Origin of the sequence: Mycobacterium sp. IS-1556 (assembly GCF_001499985.1) — a bacterium.
GTDB lineage: Bacteria > Actinomycetota > Actinomycetes > Mycobacteriales > Mycobacteriaceae > Mycobacterium.
Window position 1 is genome coordinate 307961 of the sequence record NZ_LQIM01000034.1, and the last position, 17940, is coordinate 325900.

The window sequence follows — 17940 nt, forward strand, 5'->3', positions numbered from 1 at the left end:
ATGCGGGCGTTTGGCGGGAACCTCCGGACGGTTCGGGCTGGCCGGTGAGTTGGCAGACAACGTTCATGAGAGAGCACTCATCTTGGACTCCTCATAGGTCTATCTTGGCAGCCGATTCTTGTGGTGCGGGGAGGACACACCTCGCAAAAGAGCCGAAATGTCGGAGTACACCGGGCTGGGCGACCACTGATTGAGAACTGTCGCCGGCCCGGCCCTTGGTCAGGCGTTCGCTCGACGCCTCGACCGCGCCGGGCGACGCCGACGTGGCTGGTGTCCCCTAGCTGCCGAAGGCTGGTGCGGCCTCGCGGGCTCGGGCCGGCTGGCGACGATGGGGTTGCCGAAGGTCCGCTCGCCGGGAGCAATTTCGTGCAGGACCGGATGCGAGGAACCGCTGAAGCGGGTGATCGTCGGCTTCACCCCAGCCTTGCGGGTCAGCTGCCGCACATCCGACACCTGCTCATCGAGCATCAACGTCACCACCGTGCCGTCGGCACCGGCGCGCGCCGTCCGGCCCGACCGGTGCAGATACGCCTTGTGCTCGACAGGTGGGTCTGCGTGTACGACCAGCCCCACGTCGTTGACGTGGATGCCTCGTGCTGCGATGTCCGTGGCCACCAGCACGGTGGCCGAGCCGTCGGAGAACGCGGTGAGGTTTCGGGTACGCGCATTCTGTGACAAGTTGCCGTGCAACTCCACCGCCGGAACACCGCGTGTGTTCAACTGGCGAGCAAGGTTTTTCGCACCGTGCTTCGTTCGTGCGAACACGATGGTCCGACCCGGTGACGCGGCCAGGTCGGCCAGCACATTGAGGCGTGCGGCCTTGTCGACATGCAATACGTGATGCTCCATGGCGGCGACCGGGGACTGCTCCGAATCAACGCTGTGCACAACGGGATCGGTCAGATACCGCTTCACGAGAACATCGACACCACCATCGAGCGTCGCCGAGAACAGCATCCGCTGCCCCGAGCGCGGAGTCTTGTCCAACAGTCGTTTCACCGGCGGCAGGAAGCCGAGGTCGGCCATGTGGTCCGCCTCGTCGAGCACGGTGATCTCAACCGCCGAGAGGTCGGCATGGCGTGACTTGACATGGTCTTCCAGCCGGCCCGGGCAGGCGATCACGATGTCGACACCTTCACGCAGCGCTTGAATCTGGGGATTCGGCCCGACGCCGCCGATGATCGTCACCGACCGCAGGTTGGTGGCCGCTGCCAACGGCGCCAGGGACGCGCTGATCTGGGCGGCCAGTTCGCGGGTGGGCGCGAGGATGAGCGCGCGCGGACGACCGGGAACGCGTTTGGCCGGGCTCGTAGTGAGCCTGGTCACTACCGGCAGCAGGAACGCATAGGTCTTGCCCGATCCGGTGCGACCGCGGCCGAGTACGTCACGGCCGGCCAACGAATCGGGCAGCGTCGCCGCCTGAATGGGGAAGGGTGACGCGATCCCGTTCGCGGAGAGGGTGGCGACAACGGCCTGCGGGAGACCGAGGTCGGCGAAGGTGGGCACGGTTGTGCCACTGACGATTTCGACAGACAAGTAAAAGCTCCGAAAGATTAGAGTGGTCGTCCTGCCCGGCGCGGATGACCCGCGGCGCTCGGTATGACGATCGAGAAGCGGCAAAAGGCAGAACAGAAGATGCCGCTACAGACACTGTACAGGGGAGTCGGCGCTTCCGGGAAATCAGCTACGGCAGTAGGCTGCGCAATTCCTCGACGAATCCGACGGTTTCGCGCCGGTCGACGGAAAGCGGTTGCAACAGAAGCGTCGTCGCACCGGCTTCGGCGAATGCGGCAATGCGCTCCTTGACGAATCCGCGCGGTCCGACCAGAGACACGTTGCGCACCAAGTCGTCCGGCACCGCGGCGATCGCTTCTGCCTTCTTGCCCGACAGGTACAGATCCTGGATCACATCGGCCACCTCGCCGTAGCCATAGCGGGTGGCCAGGTTGTGATAGAAGTTGCGGCCGCGTGCACCCATCCCCCCGATGTAGAGCGCCAACTGCGGCTTCACCCAGGACAACCGGTCATCGAGATCTTCACCGATCGCCAAGGGGGCGCTGACCATCACGTCGAGCGGACCCAGCGAGGAATCGCGTTTGGCGAACCCCGCCCGCAGCGCCTCACCCCACACGTCGTCGGCTCGCTCGGGATAGAAGAACACCGGCTGCCAACCCTCGGCGATCTCGGCAGTGAGTTCGACGTTCTTGGGTCCCAGAGCCGCGATCGTGATCGGAATACGATCGCGGACAGGGTGATTGATCAGTTGCAAGGGCTTGCCCAGACCGGTGCCCCGATCGGCGGGCAACGGGATCTGATAATGCTTGCCCTCGAAGTGCACGCGCTCGCGACGCCACACCTGCCGACAGATCTCGACCACTTCGCGGGTGCGCCCCAGCGGCGCGTCGAACGGCACGCCGTGAAAGCCCTCCATCACCTGCGGGCCCGATGTCCCGATGCCGAGTCGGAAGCGGCCGCCGGAGACGTAATCGAGCCCCGCGGCCGACATCGCCAACAACGTCGGCGTGCGGATGTAGATCGGCACCACACCGGTGCCCAGTTCCATGCTGGACGTCTTCGCCGCCAGAAAGCCGAGCTGGCTGATCGCATCGTAGGAGTACGCCTCGGCCACCAACGCGAGGTCCACGCCGACCTTCTCGAGCTCGACGACCTGGTCCACCGCCTGCAGGAAACCGTCGGTGTAGTTGAGAAAGATGCCGGTGCGCATCATCGAGTTATACACCCAACCGGTTGGTTGGTCACCTTAGGGCTTGAGCAGTGCGACGACCTTGTTCTCCAGATCCACCGGATCGTCGGCGAACGGGTCGACGGGCGGCGCCTTCGGCAGCGCCGCTTCGGGGTCGGCGAAGTCGCGGTACGCCTTGTCGCCGGCCAGCGTGTGCAGCAGATAACCGGTGATCAGCGCTCGGACCACCTTCTGGGTGCTGCGGTCGGCTCCCGGCAGGCCGACGACCCGGGCCAATCGGCGGCCCTCGATGAGGCCGCCGGGCTTGGCTTTGTTCACGGTGCGCAGCGTCGCCGTCTTCCACACCCGAGCCAGTTCCACCGCGTTGGACCGCAGTGTCATCGGGTCGCCCGGCCCGCTCAGCACCAACCCGGGCACCTGCAGCGTCGTCGCGGGCTCCTCGGCGGGTGGCGCGGTGACTGTGGGGAAGATCGCAACCACGGATTTCGGTTTGACGGGCATCCCGGCCGCGGTGAACACCGCTGCCGAGCCACCGAACCCGTGCCCGAGCACGCCGAGCTTGGTCGGGTGCACGCTGATGTCTCCGTGGCCCAGTCGGACACCGGAAATGATGTCGAGCGTCGTGCCCAGGTCATAGGCCAGATTGAGCGCGGACGGAGCCAGGCTCGTTTCCGTCGCCGGCGCCGCCGCGACGATGCCCCAGGACGCCAAGTGCTCGAGGGTGCCGTGGTACCGGTCCGCTCCGGCAAGCCAGTCGTGGCCGAACGCGACACCGGGCAGGTTCAGCCCGGCTTCGGGAGTGAAGACGACGCCGGGAATCCCGGCGAAGGCCAGGTCACCGCGTAAAACGCGGTGCGGGCCGCGGCGGGTAAGGGCCTTGAAGAGCTTCTTCGTGCTGGCCACCAGACGACCGTAGCCGACCGGGTTTCAGCCGGCTCTTGCACTACCCTGAATGCCTATGTGCGGAATCGTCGGCTACGTCGGGCAGCGTCCTGCCTGCGAGATCGTCGTCGACGCGCTGCGCCGGATGGAGTATCGCGGATACGACTCCTCGGGTATCGCCCTGCTCGACGGCCACGGCGGGCTCACCGTCCGTCGCCGGGCCGGGCGGCTCGCCAACCTGGAAGCGGCGCTGACCGAAACCGGCGCCGCCGGCCTGGCGGGCAGCACCGGCCTCGGTCACACCCGCTGGGCCACCCACGGCCGGCCCACCGACCGCAACGCGCACCCGCATCGTGACGCCGCGGGCAAGATCGCGGTCGTCCACAACGGCATCATCGAGAACTACGCCGCCCTGCGGGCCGAACTCGAGCAGGCCGGGGTCGAGTTCGCCAGCGACACCGACACCGAGGTCGCGGTGCACCTCGTCTCGTTGCAGTTCCGCCACGGCCCCACCGCGGGCGACTTCCCCGCGTCCGTCCTCGCGGTGCTGCGCCGGTTGGAGGGCCACTTCACGCTGGTGTTCGCCAACGCCGACGATCCGGGCACGATCGTCGCGGCGCGCCGTTCCACCCCACTGGTCGTCGGCGTCGGCGACGGCGAGATGTTCGTCGGGTCGGATGTCGCCGCGTTCATCGAACACACCCGCGACGCAGTGGAACTCGGCCAGGATCAGGCGGTCGTCGTCACCGCCGACGGTTACCGCATCACCGACTTCAACGGCCACGACGGGTCCGCGAGTGCTCGCACTTTTCATATCGACTGGGACATGTCGGCTGCCGAAAAGGGCGGTTACGAGTACTTCATGCTCAAGGAGATCGCCGAGCAGCCCGCGGCGGTCTCCGACACGCTGCTCGGCCATTTCGCCGGCAACCGCATCGTGCTCGACGAGCAGCGCCTGTCGGATCAGGAACTGCGCGAGATCGACAAGGTGTTCGTGGTCGCCTGCGGCACCGCCTACCATTCCGGGCTGCTGGCCAAGTACGCGATCGAGCACTGGACCCGGCTGCCGGTAGAAGCCGAGCTCGCCAGCGAATTCCGTTACCGTGACCCGGTTTTGGACCAACACACGCTCGTTGTCGCGATCTCGCAGTCCGGTGAGACCGCCGATACGCTGGAAGCGGTCCGGCACGCCAAGGAGCAGAAGGCCAAGGTGCTGGCGATCTGCAACACCAACGGCAGCCAGATACCACGCGAATGCGATGCGGTGCTCTACACCCGCGCCGGACCGGAGATCGGGGTGGCGTCGACGAAGACCTTCCTCGCTCAGATCGCGGCGAACTATCTTGTCGGGCTTGCGCTGGCGCAGGCGCGCGGCACCAAGTACCCCGACGAGGTGGAGCGCGAATACCGCGAACTGGAGGCCATGCCCGACCTCGTCGCCCGCGTCCTGGAGACCGTCGAACCGGTCAAGGCGTTGGCGCACCGCTTCGCGCAGTCGCAGACCGTGCTGTTCCTCGGCAGGCATGTCGGCTACCCGGTCGCGCTCGAAGGCGCCCTCAAACTCAAAGAACTGGCATACATGCACGCCGAGGGCTTCGCGGCGGGCGAACTGAAACACGGTCCGATCGCGCTGATCGAAGACGACCTCCCCGTCATCGTCGTGATGCCGTCACCGAAGAACTCGCCGATGTTGCACGCCAAGCTGCTGTCGAACATCCGCGAGATCCAGGCCCGCGGCGCGATCACCATCGTCATCGCCGAGGAGGGGGACGACACCGTCCGCCCGTACGCCGACCATCTGATCGAGATCCCCGCCGTCTCAACGCTTTTCCAGCCGCTGCTGTCGACGATCCCGCTGCAGGTGTTCGCTGCCGGCGTCGCGCAGGCCCGCGGCTACGACGTCGACAAGCCGCGCAACCTGGCCAAGTCCGTCACCGTCGAGTAGTGCCGAGCCGAGTCGGAGGCTTCAAGAGCGGCCAGGCTCGCGCCCACTTCCTCGACGTCTACCGGGCGGCGATGGCCGAGCTGCCGACCGTCAGCGAATCCCAGGATGTGTCAACCTCGTTCGGTGCCGTCCGGGTGTATCGGTTCGGCGAGCCTGCGGAGCGGACGCCGGTGGTGTTGCTACCCGGGCGCAATGCGTCCACCCCGATGTGGCGGGGCAACATCGCCCACCTGCTGCAGCACCGGACCGTCTTCGGCATCGACCTGCTCGGCGAGGCGGGGTTGTCCGTGCAGGACGAGCCGATCAGCGGCCCCGACGATGAGGCGCAGTGGCTGGACGAAACAGTCGCGGGCCTGGGGCTGGCCCGGGTGCACCTGATGGGGGTGTCGATCGGCGGATGGACGGCGACCAATTACGCCGTCCGACGCCCGGGCCGAGCCGCCTCACTGGTGCTGCTCGATCCGGTGTTCACGTTCGCCCCGATCGCCATCAAGGCGGTGCTGGCCTCGCCCGCGTTGTTCCTTCCCGGCGTTCCCGCGGCCCTGCGCAGACGTGTGCTCAGCTGGATCTCCGGTGGCGCCGACATCGATGAAGCGGACAGCGAGGCGGCACTGATCTCGGCCGGTTCAAGCGATTACACAGTGCGCAAGGCGATGCCCGCGATGATCACCGATGAGCAGTTGCGCTCGTTGGACATCCCGGTGCTGGCTTTGATCGGCGGTCGCAGCGTGATGCACGACGCGGAGCGGGCGGCGGAGCGGGCGCGAAGGCTGCTGGCCCGCGGGCAGGTCGAACTGTGGCGCGACGCCTCGCACGCTATCAACGGCGAGTACGCGGCCGAGATCGCCGAACGGGCAGCGGATTTCTGGAAGCAGGCCGATCGCCGAACCTGAGCATATGAGCGCGAATCTGTAGGAATTTCGACAATCGGTTCAGTTTCGGCGGTCGGGCGGCGCCCCATCGCGCGGCGCGAATGCCTGACGGTCGGGCGCCGCGCACACTAACGTGGGCGACGATGCGGCACTATTACACCGCCGACCAGATCCGCGAGGCTGAAGCGCCGCTCCTGGCGTCCCTGCCCGACGGTGCCCTGATGCGCCGCGCCGCCTACGGTCTCGCCGTCGCGATCGCCCGCGAACTCATGCTGCGCACCGGCGGGATTTCGGGTCGCCGCGTCTGCGCGGTGGTCGGTTCCGGCGACAACGGCGGCGACGCGCTGTGGGCGGCGACGTTCCTGCGCCGTCGCGGCGCCGCGGCCGACGCAATCCTGCTCAATCCCGACCGCACTCACCGCACGGCGCTCGCGGCGTTCACCGGCGCACGCGGACGGATCGTCGAAACGGTCCCCGCAGAGACAGACCTGGTGATCGACGGCGTGGTCGGAATCTCGGGCACCGGGTCACTGCGGCCGAACGCGGCCGAGGTGTTCACCGCCGTCGAGGAAGCCGCCATTCCCGTGGTCGCCGTCGACATTCCCAGCGGCGTGGATGTGCAGACCGGGGTGGCCGACGGGCCGCATGTGCGGGCCACGGTGACCGTGACTTTCGGTGGCCTCAAACCCGTTCACGCACTGGGCGACTGCGGCCGCGTCGAGTTGGTCGACATCGGGCTGGATCTGACGTTGTCCGACATGATGTCGTTCGACGCCGCCGATGTGGCCGCCCGTTGGCCGGTGCCGGGCCCGAAGGACGACAAGTACACCCAGGGGGTCACCGGCGTCCTCGCGGGGTCCGCCACCTACCCGGGCGCCGCGGTCCTGTGCTCCGGGGCGGCGGTCGCGGCGACGTCGGGCATGGTGCGTTACGCGGGAAGTGCTGGGCAGCAGGTTCTTTCGCAGTGGCCGGAGGTGATTGCCGCGCCGAGCGCCAGCGCTTCGGGCCGCGTGCAGGCGTGGGCGGTCGGACCCGGTCTGGGTACCGATGACACCGGTGCGGCGGCGCTGTGGTTCGCCTTGGACAGCGGCCTGCCGGTGGTCGTCGACGCCGACGGCCTGACGATCCTGGCTGCGCATCCCGATCTCGTCGACGGTCGCGCGGCGCCCACGGTGCTGACGCCGCACGCCGGTGAGTTCGCGCGGCTGGCCGGTTCGGCTCCCGGCGATGACCGCGTCGGAGCCACCCGCAAGCTGGCCGACCGGCTCGGTGTGACTGTGCTGCTGAAGGGCAACGTGACTGTCATCGCCGAGCCCGGCGGACCGGTGTACCTCAATCCCGCGGGCCAATCATGGGCCGCCACAGCCGGATCCGGCGACGTGTTGACGGGCATCATCGGCGCGCTACTGGCTGCGGGTCTGCCCGCCGGCGAGGCCGCCGCCGCCGCGGCATTCGTCCACGCCCGTGCCGCAAACCTGGCCGCTTCCGATCCGGGACCGCATCCCGCCCCGACTTCTGCGTCGCGGATTCTCGCGCACGTCCGAAGTGCCCTAGCCAGTCTGTAACGAGAGGAACCACATGTCGCCCACGCGCAGTCACGCGCCGCAGGTCGCCCCCGCCTACACCGGACGGCTGGCGATGGCGCCCGTGCCGTCGCTGCGGCTGCCCCACGATGCGATGGATCCCGATGCCGCGTACCGCTTCATCCACGACGAGCTCATGCTCGACGGCAGCTCGCGGCTGAATCTGGCGACGTTCGTCACGACATGGATGGACCCGCAGGCCGAAAAGCTGATGGCCGAGACCTTCGACAAGAACATGATCGACAAAGACGAGTACCCGGCGACCGCAGCGATCGAGCAGCGCTGCGTGTGCATGGTGGCCGACCTGTTCCACGCCGAGGGCCTGCGCGACGACGACCCGTCGAGCGCGGTCGGGGTGTCGACGATCGGTTCCAGCGAAGCGGTGATGCTGGCCGGCCTCGCGATGAAGTGGCGTTGGCGCGAACGCGTTGGGAAAGACTGGAAGGGCCGCACGCCGAACCTGGTGATGGGCGCCAACGTTCAGGTGGTCTGGGAGAAGTTCTGTCGCTACTTCGACGTCGAACCGCGATATCTACCGATGGCGGAGGACCGTTACGTCATCACGCCCGAGCAGGTGCTGGAGAACATCGACGAGGACACCATCGGGGTGGTGGCCATCCTGGGCACCACGTACACCGGTGAACTCGAGCCGATCGCCGAGATCTGCTCGGCGCTCGACGACCTCGCCGCGGGCGGCGGGCTCGATGTTCCGGTCCACGTGGACGCGGCCAGCGGCGGTTTCGTGGTGCCGTTCCTGCATCCCGACCTGGAATGGGACTTCCGGCTGCCGCGGGTGGTGTCGATCAACGTCAGCGGCCACAAGTACGGCCTGACCTATCCGGGCATCGGGTTTGTGGTGTGGCGCAATTCGGAGTGCCTGCCCGAGGGCCTGGTCTTCCACGTCAACTACCTCGGCGGCGACATGCCGACCTTCACGCTGAACTTCTCGCGGCCCGGCAACCAGGTGGTCGGCCAGTATTACAACTTCCTGCGTCTGGGCCGCGGCGGGTATTCGCAAGTGATGCAGTGTCTTTCGCAGACGGCACGGTGGCTGGGCGACCAGCTGCGCGATAGCAAGCACTTCGAGGTCGTCGCCGACGGGTCCGCGATCCCGGTGGTCAGCTTCAAACTGGCCGGCGACTTCGGCTACACCGAGTTCGACGTGTCCCAGGCGTTGCGCTCCTACGGCTGGCAGGTGCCCGCCTACACGATGCCGGAAGGCGCCGCGGACGTCACGATGCTGCGCATCGTGGTGCGGGAGGGTTTGTCCGCAGACCTGGCCCGGGCGCTGTACGACGATCTGGCCACGGTGCTGGCCCACCTCGACGAGCTCAAGCCGCAGGGCCACTTCGACCGCGAGCAGCCGTTCGCGCACTGAAGCGCGCGTCGACCGTCGACCTGTGCGCGAAAATCGGCGAAGAATCGAACACAAGTTCACCTTCGACGGCCTGAGTGGGCGGTCTGGGACAATTGGGCCAGATGGATACCTTGCAGGCATATTCGACCGCGACCGCGGCCCCGCAGGCGGTCGTCGACCTCGATGCGATCGCCCACAACGTGCGGCTGCTGCGCGAACGCGCGGGCACGGCGCAGGTGCTCGTCGTCGTCAAAGCCGACGGCTACGGCCACGGCGCCACCCAGGTGGGTCGGGCGGCCCTGGCCGCAGGCGCCGCCGAACTCGGGGTGGCGACCGTCGCCGAGGCATTGGCGCTGCGACGCGACGGCATCACCGCTCCGGTGCTGGCCTGGCTGCACCCGCCCGGCACCGACTTCGCGCCCGCGGTGGCCGCCGATGTCCAGATCGCCGTGTCGTCGGTGCGCCAGCTCGGCGAACTGCTCGACGCTGTCACCAGGACCGGACGCAGCGCATCGGTCACCGTCAAAGCCGACACCGGGCTGAGCCGCAACGGCGTCGGCCCGGCCGACTACCCGGCGATGATCACCGCCGTTAAGCGCGCGCAGGCCGACGGCGCGCTCAGGGTCCGCGGACTGATGTCGCACCTCGTACACGGCGACAATCCCGACGATCCGCTCAATAGCCAACAGGCGCAACGACTCATCGAGATGAGAAGCTATGCGGCCGAACAGGGCGTGCACTTCGAGATCTTGCACCTGAGCAACAGCCCGGCGGCGATGACGCGGCCCGACCTGGCCTTCGATCTGGTGCGCCCCGGCATCGCGGTGTACGGCCAGACCCCGATACCCGAACGAGGCGACATGGGGCTGCGCCCGGCGATGACGCTGAAATGCCCGGTGGCGCTGGTGCGGTCGCTGCGGGCCGGGGACGGTGTGTCCTACGGGCACACCTGGGTCGCCGACCGCGACACCACGGTGGCGCTGTTGCCGGTCGGGTACGCCGACGGTGTCTTCCGCAATTTGAGCAACCGCATCGACGTGCTGATCAACGGCCGACTGCGCCGTGGTGTCGGGCGAATCTGCATGGACCAGTTCGTCGTCGACCTCGGACCCGATGGCGACGTCGTCGAGGGTGACGACGCGATCCTGTTCGGGCCGGGCGCCCAGGGTGAATCGACCGCGCAGGACTGGGCCGACCTGCTCGGCACCATCAACTACGAAGTGGTGACCAGTCCTCGCGGTCGTTTCGTGCGGACCTACACCGGGTCGACGGGCGAAACACGTTGAGTGAACTCGGTTTCCCCCGGCCACGCGGCCGCAACTCGAACACGCGTTGGCTCGCGGGCGCGGCTGGACTGACCGCGGTCGGCAGCGCCGCCGGGATGTCTGTCGCCCGGTCGCTGCGGCGCCGCGTCACCGCCGACGACCAGTACCGCGACGAGGATTTCGAGCTTCTCGACGCCGACCGTAGTTCCGTCGTCACCACCCCGGACGGGGTGTCGCTGGCCGTCCGCGAGGTCGGCCCCGAAGACGCACCGTTGACGGTGCTGTTCGCGCACGGGTTCTGTCTGCGGATGGGCGCCTTCTACTTTCAGCGCGTCAGGTTGACCGAGCAGTGGGGCACCCAGGTCCGGATGGTGTTCTACGACCAGCGTGGTCACGGTCAGTCGGACGAGGCGCCGCCCGAGACGTACACGGTGACACAGCTCGGGCAGGACCTGGAGGCGGTGTTGGCGGTGGTGGCCCCGCGCGGTCCGGTGGTGTTGGTCGGTCACTCGATGGGCGGGATGACCGTACTGTCGCACGCACGGCAGTTCCCGCACCGGTATCCGACCCGGGTTGTCGGTGCCGCGCTCATCGCCTCTGCCGCCGAGGGTGTTTCGCGGTCCCCGCTCGGCGAGATCCTGAAGAACCCGGCGCTGGAGGCGGCCCGATTCGCGGTGCGCTACGCGCCGAAGACGGTGCACCGAACGCGCGGCGCCGCGAAGTCGGTGATCGCCCCGGTTCTGCGGGCCGCGTCCTATGGTGACGAGGAGATCAGCCCGAGCGTCGTGGCGTTCTCCGAACGGATGATGCACGGCACCCCGATCGCGACCCTCGTCGAGTTCCTGCACGCCCTCGAAGTGCACGACGAGAGCGAGGGTTTGGCGACATTGCGCAAGGTACCGACGCTGATCGCGTGCGGGGACCGCGACCTGCTCACACCGATGGAGTACTCGCAGGCCATGGCAGCCGCACTGCCGAAGGCCCAGCTGGTGATCGTCGGCGGCGCAGGCCATCTCGTCCAGCTCGAGCAGCCCGAGGCCATCAACGACGCACTCGTGCGGCTCGTCGAACGCTCGACACCTTCGAAGCTCGTCGCGCTCACCCGCCGGGTACGCGAAAAGGTCCGCAACCATGGCTGAGCGCGCCTCGGGCACAGCAGAACTCCCCACCGCCGACGACACCGTCGCGCTCGGTGCGCAACTCGGGCAGCAGCTGCGCGCGGGCGACGTCGTCGTGTTGTCCGGGCCGCTGGGAGCGGGAAAAACCGTGTTGGCCAAGGGCATCGCGCAAGCGATGGATGTGGACGGACCGGTGATCTCACCGACGTTCGTGCTGGCTCGGGTACACCGTGCCCGCCACCCGGCCGCGCCGGCGATGATCCACGTCGACCTGTACCGGCTCCTGGACCACGGTTCGGTAGACCTGCTCGCCGAACTTGACTCGCTGGATCTCGACACAGATCTCGACGACGCCGTGGTCGTCGTGGAATGGGGCGAGGGACTGGCCGAACGGCTCTCCGACAGCCATCTCGACATCCGGCTGGAGCGGGCTTGCGATACCGAGGTCCGCACCGCGATCTGGACGTGGAGCAGCCCGTGACGCTCATCCTGGCCATCGACACTGCGACGCCGGCGGTCACCGCGGGCGTCGTCCGCCTGGATGGGCTCGAGGTGTTGGCCGAGCGGGTGACCGTAGACGCCAGGGCGCACGCCGAACAGCTCACGCCCAACGTGGTCGCCGCCCTCGCCGACGCCCAGGTGACCGTCGCCGACCTCGGCGCCGTCGTCGTCGGCTGCGGGCCTGGGCCGTTCACCGGCCTGCGCGTCGGGATGGCCAGCGCCGCCGCCTTCGGGCACGCCCTCGGCGTACCGGTGCACGGCGTGTGCAGCCTCGACGCGATCGGCATTGAAAGCAGAGGCGACGGCTCGGACGTTCTTGTCGTGACCGACGCGCGCCGCCGAGAGGTGTACTGGGCGCGCTACCGCGACGGGGTCCGCGTCGACGGGCCGGCGGTGAACGCGCCGGCAGACGTGCCCGGGGCCGCGGAGGTGCTCGCGCGACCGCCGGTCTATCCGACCGTCGCGGGGTTGGTGCGTGCGGTGACGGACTGGACGACCGAGCCGGCGCCCCTGGTGCCGCTGTATCTGCGCCGCCCCGACGCCAAACCGTCGGTCGTCGGCCGATGAACATCGAGTACGGCCCGCTCAAGCCGTCCGACGCCGGCCGGTGCGCCGAGTTGGAGGCGCAGCTGTTCGACGGTGACGACCCGTGGCCGACGCGCGCATTCCTCGCCGAACTCGCCGCCAAGCACATCCGCTACGTCGCCGCGCGCGACGAGGACAAGCTCGTCGGATACGCGGGAATCGCGCGGCTGGGACGAAAGCAGCCCTACGAGTACGAGATTCACACAATCGGCGTCGACCCGGCCTATCAGGGGCAGGGTATCGGCCGCCGGATGCTCGCCGAACTCCTCGAGCACGCGGCAGGCGGCGCGGTATTTCTGGAGGTCCGCACGGACAACGAAGCGGCGATCAAGCTCTACGAGAGCGTCGGCTTCGTCAACGTCGGGATACGCAAGCGCTACTATCGCGCCAGCGGCGCGGACGCCTATACGATGAGGCGCGATTCGACATGATCATCCTGGCCATCGAGAGCTCGTGTGACGAAACCGGCGTCGGGATCGCCGAATTGGGTCCTGATGGATCGGTGACGCTGCTCGCCGACGAGGTCGCATCGAGCGTCGACGAACACGCGCGGTTCGGCGGCGTCGTCCCGGAGATCGCGTCCCGCGCACACCTGGAGGCGTTGGGCCCCACGATGCGACGCGCGCTGCAGGCAGCTGATGTGGCCAAACCGGACATCGTTGCGGCGACGATCGGACCCGGCCTGGCGGGTGCACTGCTCGTGGGAGTGGCTGCGGCCAAGGCGTATTCGGCGGCGTGGCAGGTGCCGTTCTACGCCGTCAACCACCTGGGCGGGCACCTGGCCGCCGACGTGTACGACCACGGCCCGCTGCCCGAGAGCGTCGGCCTGCTGGTGTCGGGCGGGCATACCAACCTGTTGCACGTGCGGTCGCTGGGCGAGCCGATCATCGAACTGGGCAGCACCGTCGACGACGCCGCAGGCGAGGCCTACGACAAGGTCGCGCGGCTGCTCGGCCTCGGGTATCCCGGCGGCAAAGTGCTCGACGAACTTGCGCGAGAGGGGGATCGCGATGCAATTGTGTTCCCTCGCGGAATGACCGGCCCACGCGACGACCCGTACGCGTTCAGCTTCTCCGGACTCAAGACCAGTGTGGCGCGCTACGTCGAGAGCCATCCGGACGCGTCGCAGGCCGACGTGGCCGCGGGCTTCCAGGAGGCGGTCGCCGACGTGCTGACGCTCAAGGCCGTGCGCGCGTGCAACGAACTGGGAGTCAAGACGCTGTTGATCGCCGGCGGGGTGGCGGCGAACTCCCGGCTCCGGGAACTGGCCGAGGAGCGGTGCAGCGCCAACGGGCTGACGCTGCGTATCCCGCGGCCCAGGTTGTGCACCGACAACGGCGCGATGATCGCTTCGTTCGCCGCGCACCTGATCGCTGCGGGAGCGTCGCCGTCGCCGCTGGATGCGGCCAGCGACCCGGGGCTGCCGGTGGTGCAGGGCCAAGTGGCGTGATCTTGTCGCAGCCCGACCTTGAGTGCTAGCACTCTCGTGTATAGAGTGCTAGGTGGCACGCGGCCAACCCCTGCGCCGGCACCCGCGACGACGGTGCGTGGGCACGGACGCATGCCGAACACCTGGTAACTGAGAGATCCGGGACCCCGGATCGATACCCGAACTAGTGGAGGGCTCCATCGTGGCGAGCGTTAACATCAAGCCACTCGAGGACAAGATCCTCGTTCAGGCCAACGAGGCCGAGACCACGACCGCTTCCGGTCTGGTCATTCCCGACACCGCCAAGGAAAAGCCGCAGGAAGGCACCGTCGTCGCAGTCGGCCCCGGCCGCTGGGATGAGGACGGCGAGAAGCGCATCCCGCTGGACGTCTCCGAGGGCGACACCGTCATCTACAGCAAGTACGGCGGCACCGAGATCAAGTACAACGGCGAGGAGTACCTGATCCTGTCGGCTCGCGACGTGCTGGCCGTCGTCAACAAGTAAGCACCCGTGTTCCGCCCCGGGAATCCCCGTCTACACGGGTGATTTCCGGGGCGGCATGCGTCCATGGGGAATTGCAGCCCGTTGAGGCGTAAGGAAAGGCAGCGATGAGCAAGCAGATTGAGTTCAACGAGACTGCGCGCCGCGCAATGGAGGCCGGCGTAGACAAGCTGGCCGACGCGGTGCGGGTGACTCTGGGTCCGCGCGGCAGGAACGTCGTGCTGGCCAAGGCCTGGGGCGGGCCGACCGTCACCAACGACGGCGTGACCATCGCCCGTGAGATCGAGCTGGAAGACCCGTTCGAGAACCTCGGCGCCCAGCTGGTCAAGTCGGTCGCCACCAAGACCAACGACGTTGCAGGCGACGGCACCACCACCGCGACGGTGCTGGCGCAGTCCCTGGTCAAGGGCGGTCTGCGCAACGTCGCGGCGGGCGCAAACCCGATCGCGCTGGGTGCAGGCATCTCCAAGGCCGCCGACGCGGTGTCCGAGGCGCTGTTGGCCTCGGCGACGCCGGTGTCGGACAAGAGCGGCATCGCGCAGGTCGCCACCGTCTCCTCGCGTGACCAGCAGGTGGGCGAACTGGTCGGCGAGGCGATGACGAAGGTCGGCGCCGACGGCGTCGTCTCGGTCGAGGAATCGTCGACGCTGAACACCGAATTGCAGATCACCGACGGCATCGGCTTCGACAAGGGTTACCTGTCGGCGTACTTCGTCACCGACTTCGACGCCCAGGAGGCGGTGCTCGAGGACGTGCTGGTGCTGCTGCACCGCGAGAAGATCAGCTCGCTGCCGGACCTGCTGCCGCTGCTGGAGAAGGTCGCCGAGGCGGGCAAGCCGCTCCTGATCGTCGCCGAAGACGTTGAAGGCGAGGCGCTTTCGACACTGGTGGTCAACGCGATCCGCAAGACGCTGAAGGCCGTCGCGGTCAAGGCGCCGTTCTTCGGCGACCGCCGCAAGGCGTTCCTCGACGACCTCGCCATCGTCACCGGCGGTCAGGTCGTCAACCCGGACGTCGGGCTGGTGCTGCGCGAGGTCGGCCTCGACGTGCTGGGCACGGCGCGGCGGGTGGTGGTGGACAAGGACAGCACCACGATCGTCGACGGTGGCGGCACCAAGGAGGCCATCGAGGCGCGTAAAGCGCAGCTGCGGGCCGAAATCGAAGCCAGCGACTCCGACTGGGACCGCGAGAAGCTCGAGGAGCGGTTGGCCAAACTGGCGGGCGGCGTCGCCGTCATCCAGGTCGGCGCGGCCACCGAAACCGATCTGAAGAAGCGCAAGGAGGCCGTCGAGGACGCCGTCGCGGCGGCCAAGGCGGCCGTCGAGGAGGGCATCATCGCCGGCGGCGGTGCGGCGCTGGTCAAGGCGCGCGAGGCGCTGAACAAGCTGCGCGACAGCGTGACCGGTGACGAGCGCCTCGGCGTCGACGTGTTCGACGCCGCGCTCGCGGCACCGCTGTACTGGATCGCCACCAATGCCGGGTTCGACGGTGCGGTCGTGGTGAACAAGGTCGCCGAACTTCCCGCCGGGCAGGGCTTCAACGCCGCCACGCTGGCCTTCGGCGATCTCGCGGCCGACGGTGTCGTCGACCCGGTCAAGGTCACTCGATCGGCGGTGCTGAACGCGGCGTCGGTGGCCCGCATGGTGCTGACGACGGAAACCGCGGTGGTCGACAAGCCGGAGGAACCGGAGGACGACGGCCACGGCCACGGTCATCACCACCATCACTGAGTGAGCTCTACAGAACGCCCCCGGTCACTCGGCCGGGGTGTTCTGCGTCTGGGGAACTGGTCGATGCGGGGCCCGATCTGATGCTCGTACCCAGCGTCCGGTGTGAGACGTTACAGATATGCAGTGGGTTCGGCGGCGGCGCCATGGTGCCGTCAGTCCATCGTCGCCGGAACTGAGGACCGAGCCCGGCAGTTCGGCTTGCAGAGCATCGACCACAGGCAGCGGGTCGGCATCGGCGGCGATGCGTCGGTCGTGAGTCACGATGGCTCCCAGAGCAATCGGACGGTGAGTGGGTTCGGTGAACGTTCGTTCGGGGTTCATGGTGAGCTCACGTGCCCTGCGCTGACAGCTCGCGGAAGTAATCCTCGAGAGTGCGTGGCGGCCGGCCGAGGACGGCGGTCAGCGTGACGTCGGTGCTCACAAGCCCCGCATGGTCGTAGTGGCTGAACATGATCTTCATCGCAGGCTTGACGTCGCCGAGGTCGTTGGGATCGAGGCGTTGAGGTCGTATGGGGCGGCCCACGACGCGGCTTATCACGTCGGCGACGTCGTAGCGATCGAGTTGACCATCGGATGCCAACTCGTAGGTTCCGCCTACCAGTCGGTCCTCGGTGAGCGCGAGCGCGACGGCATCAGCGACGTCGCGGTAATCCACACGGGAGAAACGGGTTTCGTTCGCCCACGGCTCTGCCAGTACGCCGGTGTCGAGGATGCGCTTCCAAGAGGCCGCATAGTTCTGGAAGAACAGTGCCGGTTGGAAGACGGCGTATTGCATGCCCGAGTCGTACAGCGCACGTTCAACGGGTGCCTTGGCGGCGTGATTCATCAGGTCGAGCGACGGATGGATCACCGAGGAGAACGCGAAGCGGCGCACGCCCGCGGCGCGTGCTTGCTTGACGAAGGAAACGCCGATGTCCGCTTCGTCGTCGATGAAGGCAGGCGCGATGTAGAACGCCAACGCCACACCGTCCAGTGCGGCCCGCACGTCTGTGGGGTTGCTCAGGTCGCCGACGCTGACTTCGCTGGCTCCCCGCTGCTTGACTTGTTGAGTCTTCTCTGGGTCATGGATGAATCCGCGCACTCGTAGCCCTCGCGCCGCCAAGGACGTCACCACGTTTCCGGCGGCGTGTCCGGCGGCACCGACGGCAAGGACAGTCTCGGTGGTCATTTCGGCAACTCCTTCAATGTCGAGCCACGCGGTGCAAGGCCCGCGAGATAGATCTGCTTTTGTCGGTGCAGCACCGCGAGTGTGGGCCAGTAGTGCGCCGAATCCGATGACGTCGGTGACGTCGTTGCGAATGGTGTGGTCGAGTCGCCCCTGTTCGAGAATGGCCACGGCAATGTCCCAGACGCGCCGTCGGGTGACTTGTGCTGTCTTGCTGAGGTTTTGGGGTCCTCCATGCAGGGGCAACGGCGCGACAATCCGCGGAGGAACTCGTAATTGAAGCCGGCGACGGTCTTGTTGGC

General features: G+C 67.7%; 16 protein-coding genes. 12 read left to right on the top strand and 4 right to left on the bottom strand.

Annotation, left to right across the window (positions count from 1 at the left end):
- Positions 1–219 precede the first annotated feature (219 nt).
- The 3 genes from AU187_RS18030 to AU187_RS18040 form a co-directional block, all read right to left on the bottom strand.
- Positions 220–1506: a DEAD/DEAH box helicase gene (locus AU187_RS18030; RefSeq protein ID WP_059167071.1), complete on the bottom strand. Its 1287-nt coding sequence runs from the start codon at positions 1504–1506 to the stop codon at positions 220–222.
- Positions 1507–1684: 178 nt separating this feature from the next.
- Positions 1685–2725 carry an LLM class F420-dependent oxidoreductase gene (locus tag AU187_RS18035; protein WP_059167072.1) on the bottom strand — a complete coding sequence of 347 codons (1041 nt, stop codon included), beginning with the start codon at positions 2723–2725 and terminating at the stop codon, positions 1685–1687.
- A gap of 36 nt (positions 2726–2761) precedes the next feature.
- A complete protein-coding gene (locus tag AU187_RS18040) occupies positions 2762–3607 on the bottom strand; it encodes a dienelactone hydrolase family protein (RefSeq protein WP_059101419.1) in 846 nt (281 codons plus the stop codon).
- Positions 3608–3662: 55 nt separating this feature from the next.
- Here AU187_RS18040 and glmS point away from each other — a divergent pair, with 55 nt between their 5' ends.
- The 12 genes from glmS to groL all read left to right on the top strand — a co-directional run bounded on the left by glmS (position 3663) and on the right by groL (position 16473).
- Positions 3663–5531 carry a glutamine--fructose-6-phosphate transaminase (isomerizing) gene (gene glmS / locus AU187_RS18045; RefSeq protein ID WP_059167073.1) on the top strand — a complete coding sequence of 623 codons (1869 nt, stop codon included), beginning with the start codon at positions 3663–3665 and terminating at the stop codon, positions 5529–5531.
- Positions 5531–6424 carry an alpha/beta fold hydrolase gene (locus AU187_RS18050; protein WP_059167074.1) on the top strand — a complete coding sequence of 298 codons (894 nt, stop codon included), beginning with the start codon at positions 5531–5533 and terminating at the stop codon, positions 6422–6424. Before glmS ends, AU187_RS18050 begins: the two co-directional genes overlap by 1 nt.
- A 122-nt stretch (positions 6425–6546) precedes the next feature.
- Positions 6547–7968 carry a bifunctional ADP-dependent NAD(P)H-hydrate dehydratase/NAD(P)H-hydrate epimerase gene (locus AU187_RS18055; RefSeq protein ID WP_059167075.1) on the top strand — a complete coding sequence of 474 codons (1422 nt, stop codon included), beginning with the start codon at positions 6547–6549 and terminating at the stop codon, positions 7966–7968.
- 13 nt (positions 7969–7981) lie between these two features.
- Positions 7982–9364, top strand: coding sequence for a glutamate decarboxylase (gene gad / locus AU187_RS18060; protein ID WP_059167076.1), 1383 nt, complete (start codon positions 7982–7984; stop codon positions 9362–9364).
- 101 nt (positions 9365–9465) lie between these two features.
- A complete protein-coding gene (alr, locus tag AU187_RS18065) occupies positions 9466–10629 on the top strand; it encodes an alanine racemase (protein WP_059167077.1) in 1164 nt (387 codons plus the stop codon).
- A gap of 95 nt (positions 10630–10724) precedes the next feature.
- Positions 10725–11747 (top strand): alpha/beta fold hydrolase, encoded by a 1023-nt coding sequence (locus AU187_RS18070; protein ID WP_082684007.1) that lies wholly within the window; start codon positions 10725–10727, stop codon positions 11745–11747.
- Positions 11740–12207, top strand: a complete 468-nt coding sequence (tsaE, locus tag AU187_RS18075) for a tRNA (adenosine(37)-N6)-threonylcarbamoyltransferase complex ATPase subunit type 1 TsaE (RefSeq protein ID WP_059167078.1) — start codon at positions 11740–11742, stop codon at positions 12205–12207. Before AU187_RS18070 ends, tsaE begins: the two co-directional genes overlap by 8 nt.
- Positions 12192–12794, top strand: a complete 603-nt coding sequence (tsaB, locus tag AU187_RS18080; protein ID WP_286132040.1) for a tRNA (adenosine(37)-N6)-threonylcarbamoyltransferase complex dimerization subunit type 1 TsaB — start codon at positions 12192–12194, stop codon at positions 12792–12794. The genes tsaE and tsaB overlap by 16 nt, the downstream gene beginning before the upstream one ends.
- A complete protein-coding gene (gene rimI / locus AU187_RS18085; RefSeq protein ID WP_059167079.1) occupies positions 12791–13243 on the top strand; it encodes a ribosomal protein S18-alanine N-acetyltransferase in 453 nt (150 codons plus the stop codon). The genes tsaB and rimI overlap by 4 nt, the downstream gene beginning before the upstream one ends.
- Positions 13240–14262, top strand: coding sequence for a tRNA (adenosine(37)-N6)-threonylcarbamoyltransferase complex transferase subunit TsaD (tsaD, locus tag AU187_RS18090; RefSeq protein WP_059167080.1), 1023 nt, complete (start codon positions 13240–13242; stop codon positions 14260–14262). The genes rimI and tsaD overlap by 4 nt, the downstream gene beginning before the upstream one ends.
- Before the next feature lie 181 nt (positions 14263–14443).
- Entirely contained in the window at positions 14444–14746 is a 303-nt protein-coding gene (gene groES, locus AU187_RS18095; RefSeq protein ID WP_046754122.1) for a co-chaperone GroES, read from the top strand.
- A 104-nt stretch (positions 14747–14850) separates the two neighbouring features.
- Positions 14851–16473: a chaperonin GroEL gene (groL, locus tag AU187_RS18100; RefSeq protein ID WP_059167081.1), complete on the top strand. Its 1623-nt coding sequence runs from the start codon at positions 14851–14853 to the stop codon at positions 16471–16473.
- Positions 16474–16801: 328 nt separating this feature from the next.
- On the opposite strand, the gene AU187_RS18105 is transcribed toward groL, so the two are convergent.
- Entirely contained in the window at positions 16802–17641 is an 840-nt protein-coding gene (locus AU187_RS18105; RefSeq protein WP_059167157.1) for an NmrA family NAD(P)-binding protein, read from the bottom strand.
- Between the last annotated feature and the right edge of the window lie 299 nt (positions 17642–17940).

What these genes read in the sequence shown, in the direction of transcription:
- glmS (WP_059167073.1), top strand. Translation starts at nt 3,663, where the DNA reads ATGTGCGGAATCGTCGGCTACGTCGGGCAGCGTCCTGCCTGCGAGATC.
- tsaE (WP_059167078.1), top strand. Translation starts at nt 11,740, where the DNA reads ATGGCTGAGCGCGCCTCGGGCACAGCAGAACTCCCCACCGCCGACGAC.
- gad (WP_059167076.1), top strand. Translation starts at nt 7,982, where the DNA reads ATGTCGCCCACGCGCAGTCACGCGCCGCAGGTCGCCCCCGCCTACACC.
- AU187_RS18070 (WP_082684007.1), top strand. Translation starts at nt 10,725, where the DNA reads ATGTCTGTCGCCCGGTCGCTGCGGCGCCGCGTCACCGCCGACGACCAG.
- tsaD (WP_059167080.1), top strand. Translation starts at nt 13,240, where the DNA reads ATGATCATCCTGGCCATCGAGAGCTCGTGTGACGAAACCGGCGTCGGG.
- AU187_RS18105 (WP_059167157.1), bottom strand. Translation starts at nt 17,641, where the DNA reads ATGACCACCGAGACTGTCCTTGCCGTCGGTGCCGCCGGACACGCCGCC.
- groL (WP_059167081.1), top strand. Translation starts at nt 14,851, where the DNA reads ATGAGCAAGCAGATTGAGTTCAACGAGACTGCGCGCCGCGCAATGGAG.
- rimI (WP_059167079.1), top strand. Translation starts at nt 12,791, where the DNA reads ATGAACATCGAGTACGGCCCGCTCAAGCCGTCCGACGCCGGCCGGTGC.
- AU187_RS18055 (WP_059167075.1), top strand. Translation starts at nt 6,547, where the DNA reads ATGCGGCACTATTACACCGCCGACCAGATCCGCGAGGCTGAAGCGCCG.
- alr (WP_059167077.1), top strand. Translation starts at nt 9,466, where the DNA reads ATGGATACCTTGCAGGCATATTCGACCGCGACCGCGGCCCCGCAGGCG.
- AU187_RS18035 (WP_059167072.1), bottom strand. Translation starts at nt 2,725, where the DNA reads ATGCGCACCGGCATCTTTCTCAACTACACCGACGGTTTCCTGCAGGCG.